Origin of the sequence: Pinirhizobacter sp., from assembly GCF_035317885.1 — a bacterium.
Lineage (GTDB): Bacteria > Pseudomonadota > Gammaproteobacteria > Xanthomonadales > Rhodanobacteraceae > Pinirhizobacter.
Genome location: NZ_DATHFX010000136.1, coordinates 1 through 10,923 on the forward strand (window position 1 = coordinate 1; position 10,923 = coordinate 10,923).

Annotated in this window: 14 protein-coding genes; all 14 read right to left on the reverse strand. The window is 66.6% G+C overall.

Annotated features, from left to right (window positions below):
• The coding region (ccsA, locus tag VK519_RS04190; RefSeq protein WP_324347882.1) for a cytochrome c biogenesis protein CcsA at window positions 1–554 on the reverse strand (554 nt) is incomplete at its 3' end.
• A complete protein-coding gene (ccmE, locus tag VK519_RS04195; protein WP_324347883.1) occupies window positions 551–1,018 on the reverse strand; it encodes a cytochrome c maturation protein CcmE in 468 nt (155 codons plus the stop codon). The genes ccsA and ccmE, both read right to left, overlap by 4 nt.
• Window positions 1,015–1,194: a heme exporter protein CcmD gene (ccmD, locus tag VK519_RS04200; protein ID WP_324347884.1), complete on the reverse strand. Its 180-nt coding sequence runs from the start codon at window positions 1,192–1,194 to the stop codon at window positions 1,015–1,017. Before ccmD ends, ccmE begins: the two co-directional genes overlap by 4 nt.
• On the reverse strand, window positions 1,191–1,946 hold the full coding sequence (locus VK519_RS04205) for a heme ABC transporter permease (RefSeq protein WP_324347885.1): 756 nt from the start codon (window positions 1,944–1,946) through the stop codon (window positions 1,191–1,193). The genes ccmD and VK519_RS04205 overlap by 4 nt, the downstream gene beginning before the upstream one ends.
• A 38-nt stretch (window positions 1,947–1,984) precedes the next feature.
• Window positions 1,985–2,668, reverse strand: a complete 684-nt coding sequence (gene ccmB / locus VK519_RS04210; RefSeq protein WP_324347886.1) for a heme exporter protein CcmB — start codon at window positions 2,666–2,668, stop codon at window positions 1,985–1,987.
• Window positions 2,665–3,303 (reverse strand): cytochrome c biogenesis heme-transporting ATPase CcmA, encoded by a 639-nt coding sequence (gene ccmA / locus VK519_RS04215; RefSeq protein WP_414692694.1) that lies wholly within the window; start codon window positions 3,301–3,303, stop codon window positions 2,665–2,667. Before ccmA ends, ccmB begins: the two co-directional genes overlap by 4 nt.
• 48 nt (window positions 3,304–3,351) lie before the next feature.
• The gene (locus VK519_RS04220) at window positions 3,352–3,756 is read right to left on the reverse strand and encodes a DUF3293 domain-containing protein (RefSeq protein WP_324347888.1); all 405 of its coding nucleotides are present in this window, start codon (window positions 3,754–3,756) and stop codon (window positions 3,352–3,354) included.
• Window positions 3,749–5,131: an FAD-dependent oxidoreductase gene (locus tag VK519_RS04225; RefSeq protein WP_324347889.1), complete on the reverse strand. Its 1,383-nt coding sequence runs from the start codon at window positions 5,129–5,131 to the stop codon at window positions 3,749–3,751. The genes VK519_RS04220 and VK519_RS04225 overlap by 8 nt, the downstream gene beginning before the upstream one ends.
• Window positions 5,132–5,251: 120 nt before the next feature.
• Complete coding sequence (gene phaR, locus VK519_RS04230) at window positions 5,252–5,761, reverse strand: polyhydroxyalkanoate synthesis repressor PhaR (protein WP_324347890.1); 510 nt, start codon at window positions 5,759–5,761, stop codon at window positions 5,252–5,254.
• Between the two features lie 150 nt (window positions 5,762–5,911).
• Window positions 5,912–7,465, reverse strand: a complete 1,554-nt coding sequence (locus tag VK519_RS04235; RefSeq protein WP_324347891.1) for a DHA2 family efflux MFS transporter permease subunit — start codon at window positions 7,463–7,465, stop codon at window positions 5,912–5,914.
• A gap of 2 nt (window positions 7,466–7,467) precedes the next feature.
• A complete protein-coding gene (locus VK519_RS04240; RefSeq protein ID WP_324347892.1) occupies window positions 7,468–8,670 on the reverse strand; it encodes an HlyD family secretion protein in 1,203 nt (400 codons plus the stop codon).
• Entirely contained in the window at window positions 8,667–10,139 is a 1,473-nt protein-coding gene (locus VK519_RS04245; protein ID WP_324347893.1) for an efflux transporter outer membrane subunit, read from the reverse strand. The genes VK519_RS04240 and VK519_RS04245 overlap by 4 nt, the downstream gene beginning before the upstream one ends.
• On the reverse strand, window positions 10,136–10,660 hold the full coding sequence (locus tag VK519_RS04250; RefSeq protein ID WP_324347894.1) for a MarR family winged helix-turn-helix transcriptional regulator: 525 nt from the start codon (window positions 10,658–10,660) through the stop codon (window positions 10,136–10,138). The genes VK519_RS04245 and VK519_RS04250 overlap by 4 nt, the downstream gene beginning before the upstream one ends.
• Before the next feature lie 86 nt (window positions 10,661–10,746).
• The coding region (locus VK519_RS04255) for a TatD family hydrolase (protein ID WP_324347895.1) at window positions 10,747–10,923 on the reverse strand (177 nt) is incomplete at its 5' end.

The window sequence follows — 10,923 nt, forward strand, 5'->3', positions numbered from 1 at the left end:
ACCGAGAACCCCACATAACCCATGTACAGCACGGGCGGGTGGAAGGTCATACCCGGGTCCTGCAGCACGGGGTTGAGGTCCGCGCCATCGGGCTGCATCGGCAGTTCGCGCAGGAAGGGATTGGATGTGAAAACGATGAAGGCCAGGAACCCCAGGCCGATGAAACCCATCACGCCAAGCACGCGGGCGGCGAAGGCATCAGGCAACTGCCGGCTGAAGATCGCCAGCGCCAATGTCCACGCGTTGAGGATGAATACCCACAACAGCATCGAGCCTTCGTGCGCGCCCCATACCGCGGTGATGCGGTAGTACCAGGGCAGGGCGAGGTTCGAATTGGCAGCGACATAGCCCACCGAGAAATCGAACGTGAGGAACGCGTGGACCAGGATGCCCATGGCCAGCGCCACGAAAACGAACTGTCCCGTGGCCATCGGCCGCGCCAGCGACATCAGCGCGGTGTTGCCGCGCCACGCGCCGTACACCGGCACCACGCCCTGCACGAGCGCCAGCAGCATGGCCAGGATCAGTGCCAGCTGGCCAAGCTCGGGGATCACTTGCCCGTCTCCATGTCGGCCTTCTCGTCGATGACCTTGTTCTTGTGGGCCTTGGCCATGGCGTCCTTCAATTCCTTCGGCATATAGGTTTCATCGTGCTTGGCCAGCACTTCGCTGGCAACGAAACGGGCGCCGTCCATGGAACCGGTGGCGATCACCGACTGGTTGTCACGGAAAAGATCGGGAAGGATGCCGGTGTATTCCACCGGCATCGCACCGTCTGCATCGACCACGATGAAGCTCACCTTCAACGAATCGCTCGCGCGCTGGATGGAGCCGGACTTGACCATCCCCCCTAAGCGGAAGCTCTTGTACTGGGTGGCCTGGCCGCCCTGCACCTGGCTGGGGGTGAAAAGGTAATTCATGTTGTTCTGCAAGGCGAACACGGCCAGCCCCACGGCGGCGACGGCGGCGACCACCACCAGCAGGACAATGGTGAGGCGGCGCTTGCGGGTGGGATTCATGCGTTTTCATTCCGGCGGCGCGCGCCCTGGCGCGCCATGCGGGCGCGGACATCGCGCAGGTTGCGGCGGCGGCGAAGCACCGGCGCGAGGTAGTCGGCCAGCAGCACCACGGCGAACACCGCGTAGCTGGTCCAGACGTAGAAGGCATAACCGCCCATGTTGAGGAATTGATTCATGCCGTTTCCTCCACGGCCAGCGCCTTGACCCAGTCCTTGCCGCTTTCCATGGCAACCAGGTCCGCCCGGACGCGGCCGAACAGGCTCGCCACGTAATAGCACTTGGTGGCCAGCATCATCGTCAGCAGCGGCCACAGCATGCGCGCATCGATATGCGAGGGACCCATCAGGCGCACGGTGGAACCCTGGTGCAGGGTGTTCCACCAGTTCACCGAAAAATGCACGATGGGCACATTCACCACGCCAATCAATGCAAGGAAGGCTGCCGCGCGTGCGCCCTGGCGCCGATCCTCGAACGAGTGAAAAAGGCCGATCACTCCCAGGTACAGGAATAGCAGCACCAGTTCGGAGGTGAGGCGGGCGTCCCATGTCCACCACGTGCCCCACATCGGCTTGCCCCACAGCGAGCCGCTCACCAGGGTGATGAAGGTGAAGGCCGCGCCGATGGGCGCGGATTCCATCGCCACCACTTCGGCCAGTTTGATCCGCCATACCAGCGCAATGAACGCAGCCACGCCCATGGCGAAATAGATGAACAGGCTCATCCAGGCGCTGGGCACGTGGATGAAGATGATGCGGTAGGCATCGCCCTGCTGGTAATCGGCCGGGGCCAGCACCAGGCCGCCGTAGGCGGCGATCGCCCCGGTGATGAGCGCCAGCGCCAGCGCCCATGGGCGCACGATGCCTGCAAAGCGATAGAACGTCGGCGGTGAGCCGAGGCGGTGCAGCCAGGTGGGGATCCAGTTAGCCATGCGTCTCGTTCAGGCGGGAGATTCGCCGTGGGGTCATATCAGGCGTCCAGCGCGATGCGCAGCGCCGCGGCACAGGCCAGGGGGGCCAGCACCAAGGCCAGCACCAGGGCGGCGCCGAGCCAGGCGATGGGCGCAATCCACGGCAGCCCTTGCTGTGCAGCCGCCACCGCGCCGGCGGCGAAGATCACCACGGGGACGCACAGGGGCAGCAACATTAGCGCCAGAAGCATACCAGAGCGCCTCGTCCCGGCCGTCAGCGCCACCAGGATGGCGCCGATCAGGCTTAGCAGCGGGGTGGCCAGCAGCAGCGCCACCACCAGCACGCCCATCACGGGCGTGGGCAGGTGCAGCATGCCCGCCAGCAAGGGGGAAATGATGATCAGCGGCAGGGCGGTAGTAATCCAGTGAGCCAATATCCTTATTGCCAACATCAGCGCCAGAGGTTGCGGAGCCAGCAACAATTGTTCGAGCGAGCCGTCCTCGATATCGCCGCGGAACATTGCATCCAGGGCCAGCAGCATGGCCAGCAGCACCGTCACCAGGATCACCCCGCCGGCGATGCGCTGCAGGAGGGCCTCTTCCGGCCCCAGGGCGAAGGGAAACAGCGTGGCCACGATCAGCGCATAGAGCACCGGCATGGCAATGTCGCCGCGCCGCCGCCAGGCCAGCAGCAGGTCGCGCCGCAGGAGGGCCGCGCAGGCCGCGCCGGTGCTCACCCTCACGCGTGCATCCGGATGACGCGTGGGGCGCCGCCAAGGAAGGTCACCGTGCCGTGGCTGGAAACCAGCGCCGCGCCGCCGCGGTCGGCGTGCGCCTGGACCAGCCGGTTGACCAGGGCGATGCCCTCGCGGTCGAGGTTGGCGTAGGGCTCGTCCAGCAGCCAGAGGGTGGCCGGGACCAGCATGAGACGCGCCAGCGCTGCACGTTTCTTCTGGCCGGCGGAAAGCCGGCGTACGGGTTCGTCTTCGTAGCCCGCCAGGCCCACCTCGCTCAGCACGGCCATGGCGTCCACGCCGTCACGGCGGCCGGCCAGTCCCTCGGCCACCCGCAGGTTTTCCAGGGGCGAAAGGTCGGCCTTCAGGCCCAGTTGGTGGCCCAGGAACACGATGCGGCCGGCGGCGTCGATATTGCGCAGCGGCTTGCCTTCCAGTTCCAGAGTGCCTTCGTCCACGTGCAGGATGCCGGTGAGGAGGCGCATCAGGGTGGTCTTGCCACTGCCGTTGTCGCCTTCCACCAGGACGATGTCGCCCGCGGCCACGTCGAAATCCAGCGGGCCGAACACCGGCTCTTCCTGGCGGGAGAAGCAAAGGGCGCGGGCATGCAGCAGGGGTGCTTCGGCGCTCATCGGTCGGGCGATTGTCCTTAAAACCTTGGGTGGGCGTCCATGTGGCAACCCGTCGCGGGCCTACAGCCAGGCCAGCGCCGGCTTGGCCTTACCCTTGCCGCAGACGATGGCGTGCTGCCCGCAGGCCTCGGCGATGGCCAGGATCCGCCAGGCGTCGATACCCACCACGAACAGGCTCGCCTCGCGCCAATGCTCGCTTCCCACGCCCACCGAGGGCCACAGCACGGAGGGGCTGGCGGCCTTGAGCAGGCTCAGCAGGCGCCGTTGGGCGACGCGGTTCACCTCCGGCGACTGCCGGACCGAGCCCGGATTCCAGCCGGTGATGATCGCCCAGCAGGCCTCGCCGATCACCGCGGAGAGCTCCGCTGGCAGCGGTGCGTCGACTCGGATCGATGCATGGCCACCGCGCGGCAGGCGCACGCGGTAGTCCGTGCGGCGATACGCGGTGTCGTGCGCGTTAACCAAGGCCGTGGCCGGGCAGCGGGGGCAGGGTGGCCTTCAGGGTAGCGACGGCGGCGTCCAGGTTCACCTCCGATACCGCGCCGTGACCCTTCAGCAGCTGCTCGAGCAGGGTGTCCTGCGCAAGGCCGCGTTCGAGCGCATAGGCATAGGGCAGGTGGGTGAAGGTAACCATGCGATAGCGTGGCATGTAATGCGAAGGCGCGCGTTCGGCCAGAAGGCTTCCCAGTTCACGTTTTCGCAGGTAGTGCGGGTCGGCCACCGAATCACGCATCTCGATGTAGTTTTCCAGCGCCATGGTGGCGATGGCATCGGCGTTGGGCTTGCGCTGGGCCTGGAAGGCGGCGAAGGCCACGGCGGTGTCGCCGCGGTGCTCGCCCAGCAGGCGGGCGAGCGCGGCTGCGTCTTCGAAGCCGCAGTTCATGCCCTGGCCGTGGAAGGGCACGATGGCATGGGCTGCGTCGCCAATTAAAAGGGCCCGGCCGCCCAGGTGCCATCGATCCAGGTAGAGCGTTGCCAGCGTGCCCATCGGATGCCCGGACCAGTCCTGGTCGAAGTCGGGCATCAGTTCCAGCGCATCGGGGAATTCGCGCGCGAAGAACGCGCGCGCATCGGGCGCCTGGCGGATCTGCGCGAAGCTCGGCGTGCCGCTGTCCACGGGCAGGAAAAGCGTGACGGTGAAGCTGCCCTCGCGGTTGGGCAGCGCGATGCACATGTAGCCGCCACGGGGCCAGATGTGCAGGGCGTTGGCCTCGATCCGGAACGGGGTGGACGGATCCTTCGACGAAGGAATTTCCAGCTCCCTGTAGCCGTGGCCGAGCGGCTCGATCCGTTCGCCCAGGTCGCCCATGGCAGTGCGCAGCGCGGATCCCGCGCCATCGGCGCCGATCACCACGGCGGCCTCGACGTCGCGGCTCGCATGGCCGTCGGAAAGGGTGATGCGGCCCGCGTCGAAATCGGCCCGGACCAGCCCCTGGCCAAAATGGAAGCGCGCACCGGCATCGATGGCCGCGTCGATCATCAGCCCGTTCAGGCCGCCGCGCGAAACCGACCAGATCACCTCGCTGTCGTCCACGCCATAGCGCTGCAGGGCCGGCTGGCCCCCGGGCGTGTGTACCATGCGGCCGCGCATCATCACCGCCTGTGCAAGCACACGATCGGCCTGTCCGGTGGCACGCAACGCATGCAGGCCGCGCTCGGCCAGGGCCAGGTTGATCGAGCGGCCGCCGCCTGCGCCCGCACGTCGCGGATCGGGGCGTTTTTCGAAGACATCCACCTCAAACCCGGCCTGGGCCAGAAGGGTTGCCACCAGCGCGCCCACCAGCCCGGCACCGATGACCGTGATGGATTTCGTGACATGGCGCGGGACGGATGCGGACACGGAGCGGGACCTAGGTCGGTGGCGTTGGCCGGTCCATGCTGCGCAGCATGGAATCAGGTGCGGGCGCAGCAATTGGTGCAGGGCGGCGCATCTTGCGCTGCAACGTAACGGGAGCTGGGCTTACCCGGCTTTCTTGCCGCCGCGCGCGGCCGGCCGGGCCGGCGGCGCCTCAGGCGGGGCTTTCTGCGCGGCGGCGTCGAAGAAGCCGCGTTGCATGGATTTCCACATGTCCAGGTTGCGCTCGGTGAGCTCGTTGAGCATCGACCACGGCGTCTGGCCCATCAGGTTGTTCAGCTGCGAGCGGAACTGTTGCTGCTGGTCCAGGAACACCTGGAGGCTGCGCTCAAGATACGGCCCCATGAAGCCCTGCAGCGAATCCCCGTAGAAACGGATGATGTGCGAAAGCAGCTGCGGGGAGAGCATCGGCTGCCCGTGTTCCTCGTGCTCGGCAATGATCTGCAGCAGCACCGAGCGGGTGAGATCCTCGCCCGACTTCGCATCGCGCACTTCGAAGTTCTCGCCGTCCAGCACCAGCTGGCGAACCTCCTCCAGCGTGATGTAGCTCGAGATCTCAGTGTCGTAAAGACGCCGGTTCGGGTACTTCTTGATGATGCGGAGGGTTTGTGCCATGCGGCGAAACGTAGCAGAACGTATTGCGCCGCACCAGTTCCGCAAGGCAGATGTGTGAGTCGTGCTGGCGGGGTTGGGGGTCAGAGTATTCACTCTGACCCCGGAAACCGCCGCGCTGCGGCACTTGGATCGTGGCAAGTCCGCCGGAGGCTAGTGCCCCGCGGCCCCGCCAGCGTTGCCGAAAGGCGGTTTGGCCAGCCACAGCACCGGTATCAACACGATGAACAGGATGGCGCAGCCATAGAAAACATCATTCACGGCCAGCGTCATGGACTCGCGCGTAAGCACCTGGTTGACCACTGCCAGGCCCGTCTGGCCCGTGGCGCCAAGACCCTGCAGGTGCGCCAGGTATTGCGTGGTGGCAGCGCTGCCCTGGTTGATATGTTCCGTCAGCTGGGCGTGGTGGAACTCGCTGCGGTGCTGCCATAGCGTGACTGTCACGGCGGTGGACACGCTCGACGCCAGCGTGCGGAAGAAATTGGCCAGGCCAGACGCGCTGGCAATCTGGTCCGGACGTAAGCCGGACAGGAAAATCTGGTTCAGGGGAATGAAGAAGCACGCGATGCCCACGCCCATGATGAATCGCGGCGGCAACATGGACGCGAACGACGAGTCGCTGGTGAATTCGGCGAACCAGAACGAACAGAACGCGAACACGATGAAGGCGAAGGTCACCACCCCGCGCAATTCCAGTCGCTGGATGTTGGCACCGATGAAGGGCGAGACCACGAAGGCCAGCACGCCCACGGGCGCGGCTGCAAGGCCGGCCCACGTCGCGGTATAGCCCACCGTGGTCTGCAACCACAGCGGGAACACCACGTTGATGCCGAAGAACGCCAGCATGCCCAGCGACAACGCCCCCACGCCAACGGCGAAGTTGCGGCGCGAGAACAACGAGAGGTCGATCACCGGATGTTTGGCGGTGAGTTCCCAGATGATCAGGAAGGTCAGCGCCACCACGGCGATGAGGCCCAGGGTAAGGATCAGCGGCGAGGCGAACCAGTCGTGGTCGTTGCCGTTGTCCAGCATGAACTGCAGGCAGCCCACGCCCACCACCAGCAGGCCCAGGCCCACCGCATCGATCGGCGTGCGTTGCGTTGCCGTCTCGCGGCCGCGCAACAGGCCCCAGGTGACCACCGCCGCGGCAGCGCCCACCGGTACGTTGATGAAGAAAATCCAGGGCCAGGAGAAATTGTCGGTGATGTAACCGCCCAGGATGGGCCCGAAGATCGGTGCTACCACCACGGTCATGGCCCACATCGCCAGCGCCATTCCCTGTCTGGTCTTCGGGTAGCTTGCCAGCAGCAGCGACAGCGAAAGGGCCACCATCGGTCCGGAACCGGCGCCCTGCAACAGGCGGAACACCACCAGCATCGGCATGCTGGTGGCCAGGCCGCAAAGCATCGAGAACGCCACGAACAGCAGCACCGAGAAACAGAACGTGCGCACTTCGCCGAAGCGCTTGGCCAGCCAGCCGGTCAACGGCTGCATGATGGCGCTGGCCAGGGCGTAGGAACTGATCGCCCACGTGCCCTCGTTGGCACTCACGCCCATGCTGCCGGCGATGTGCGGCACGGCCACGTTCACGATCGTCATGTCCAGGATCTCCATGAAGGTGGAGAACGCGACGGCGATGGTGAGCAGGACCAGCGGGCCGCCGGAAAGCGGCTTCAGCGGCTGGGGCGCGGGCGCGGTTTCGGCCATGGTCAGTGTGCGGCCAGGTTGTCGTCGATGATGGCCTGCGCCTGGGCGTCGGCCTGGGCGGCGATGTCATCGTAGACGGAGGTCTGCGCCGTGGGCGTGGTCACCGGCGATGCAGGCAGCGCAGCGCCGGATGCGTCGGTGATGTCCACGGTGGCGGTGGTGGAAAGGCCGATGCGCAGCGGGTTTTTGTCGAGGTCTGCGTTGTCGAGCACGATACGCACGGGTAGGCGCTGTACGACCTTGATCCAGTTGCCGGTGGCGTTTTGCGCCGGCAGCAAGGAGAACGCGCTGCCGGTGCCAACGCCCAGGCCCGTGACGCGCCCGTGGTAGGTCACGTTGCCGCCGTAGAGATCGGCCTGGATCTTCACCGGCTGGCCGATACGCACATGGCGCAGCTGGCTTTCCTTGAAGTTGGCATCCACCCAGAGGTCGTGCAGCGGCACCACCGTCATCAGCGGCTGGCCGGGGGTGACGCTATTGCCTACCTGCACGCTGCGCTGGGCGACATAACCATCCACCGGGGCCAGGATCGCGTTGCGCTGCGCGGCGATCCAGGCCTGGCGGTACGCCGCCCGGGCCTGCTCAACCGCGGGGTTGTCGGCGATCTCACGACCATCGATCAGCGCACGCGCGGCATCCGCCTGGCGCTGGGCGGATTCCAGCCCGGCGCGCGCGCTATCGAGCGTGTCGCGTGCGTGCTGAAGTTCCTCGGGGGCCACGGCCTGCTCGGCGAGCAGGGGCTGGCGCCGGGCCAGGTCCTGTTGGGCGCGCTTCACATCCAGTTGCCGGGCGGATACGGCGGCGTCCGCGCTGGCGACCGACTGCGTTTGTTGGCGTACCTGGCGCACGGCCTGGGCCAGGCCGCTGGCCGCCTTGCGCAGGTTCACATCGGCGTCGGTGGGGTCAAGGCGCACCAGCACCTGGCCCGTCTTCACCCGTTGGGTATCGTCGGCGAACACGCCGACCACGATGCCCGGTACCTGCGCTGAAATACCCACCTGGTTGCCGCCGACATAGGCATCGTCGGTTTCCTCACGACGGGAAAACACCAGTAGCCACAGCAACACCCAGGTGACGCCTGCCAGCAGGAACACCACCACTGCGACGACGATCATGCGCCGGCGCTTGCGCGGATCCTTCGCGCCGTTGCCATTGCCGTCGGCGGGCGGTGCTGCGGAATTATTCTCGGAATCTTGCGAGCTCATGGCTGTGCGGTTCCCTGCGAAGTCGAATCGGTTCGGGTATCGGCGGCGCCTGTGTCGGCGCGAAAACCGCCGCCCAGGGCCTTGGCGAGGGCGACGTCGGCGGACAGGGCCTGACCCTGCAGTTCAATATCGCCATCGCGCTGCTGGATCAGTTGCGCGCGGGCGCCAAGTGCCTCGCGTGCATCACGTACGCCCTGGCGTGCACGGGCGTCGCTGGTGGCTACCATGCGGGTTGCCGCATCCACTTGGGCGGCCTGTTGCACGCGACGGTCGGCTACCTGGCGCGCGCTGAGCGCCTGGGTGGCAACGTCGCGCGCGGCGGCGATCACGGTGGCGTTGTATTGCGCCACCGCGGCGTCGAGCTCGCTCTTGCTGTAACCGTAGTTGGCCTCCAGCGCGCCGCCTTCGAAGATCGGCAGGTGCAGCGCCGGGGTAAGACCGAACACGCGGCTGCTGCCGGTGAATACCTTGTCCATGTCGATCGACGACAGGCCAGCCATCGCGCTGATGCTGAAATCGGGGAAGAACTGTGCGCGGGCGACGTCCGTCTGTTTCAGTGCGGCCTCCACCTGCCAGCGACTGGCGGCGATGTCCGGACGCCGGGCGATCAGGTCGACGCTGGCGTTGGCGGGCAACGCGCCATCCACGGCGGGAAGGGGGCGGTCGGCAAGGGCGGGCAGATTTGCGGGAGCGACGCCAACCAGCGTTGCCAATGCTGCCCGGCGGATCGCCGCGGAACCTTCGTAGGCCACTTTGGCCTGCCTCGCCGAAGCCACTTGCGAGCGTGCCTGCTGCACCGTATCGGACAGGTCAACGCCTTGTTTCACGCGCAGGGTGGCGATGCGCTCCATGCGCTCGGCATTGGCAACCAGCTCACCGGCAAGCAACGCGCGCTGGCGGTCGGCGAGGAAGCCGAAATAGGTATCGGCCACCGAGCTTTGCAGGGCGAGCGCCGCGGCGGCATGCTGGGCCTGTGCCGAGCGCGCCTGGTCGAGTGCGGCATCGACGCTGTTGCGCTTCTTGCCCCACCAGTCGAAGTCGTACTGCAGCTGCACGCCGAGGTCGGCCTGGTTGTACCAGGTAAACCCCAGGAATTTCGTGGGAATCATGCCGTTCTCGCTCAGGCGCTGCCGGGCTACCTGCGCGCTGCCGTCGATGCGCAGTCCGGCCTGTGCGGCGGCGATGCGTACCGATTGCTGCGCGGTGTCCACGCGTGACCGGGCCTGGGCGAGGTCGGGCGAGCCCTTCAACGCCATGTCGATCAACCGGTCCAGCTGCGGGTCGTCGTAGTGGCGCCACCAGTCCTGCGCGGGCCATTGGCCCGTGGCGGGCACGTCGATGCCTTGCAGGGGCACGTCGGCGCGCAGGTTGGCCGGACGCTCCACGCGCGCCGGTGCGCACGCGGCCAGCGCGAGGCCCAGGCCCAGTGCGAGGGCGCCACGGCGAAGGAAAGAGAAGGCTTGAGTCATTCGTCGCCCCTGGCGGTGACATCGTCGATGCTCTGCGCCAACGTGCGCAGCATGCGTTGCAAGGTGGTTTTTTCCCTTGCCGAGAATGTGGCGAAGGTGGCGGCAAGGCGCGGGAACATCGGCGGAAGCAGCTTGTTGACGAAGCGGCGCCCTGCCGGCGTGATGCGCATGACGATGCGGCGGCGGTCGTCCACCGCGTGTGCCCGCGTGATCAAACCCTTCTTCACCAGCGAGTTGGCGATGCGCGTCATGTTGGTGCTGCTTTGCGTGGCAACGCAGGCCAGTTCACTGGGCGAGGCCGAACCGTTGGGGCTTGAGAACAGCATCATCAGTGCGTGGAAGTCGCTTTCGGCCATGCCGTGTGGCTTGAGGTTCCGGGCCAGTTCGTCCTGCATCGCCCCGGCGGTGAGGGTAAGCAGCTTGTAAAGGCGGACATCGTCGATGGGCATGCCGGGCACGATCTGCTCGACACGCGCCATGCCCTCGTCCAGCCCCGCGATGATCTCGGTAACCTTTTTCATCGAAAAATAGTTCATTGGTGAAGCAATCAGGCTAACAGTGCTTCAGGTGCCCGCGCAAGGCCCTTGGGTACCGGTGACGGTCGGCCTTACGATCCGGAGCCGGGCGCCCACCCGAATAGCCGCGCGGCATTCGCCGTGGTGGCGCGGGCGATGGCCTCTGCGGGCTCCTCGCGCAACGCCGCGACGGCGCCCAGCACGCTTGCCGTCAGCGCCGGCTCGTTGCGCCGCCCCTGGTGGCCGTGCAGGGGCTGGTCGGGCGAGTC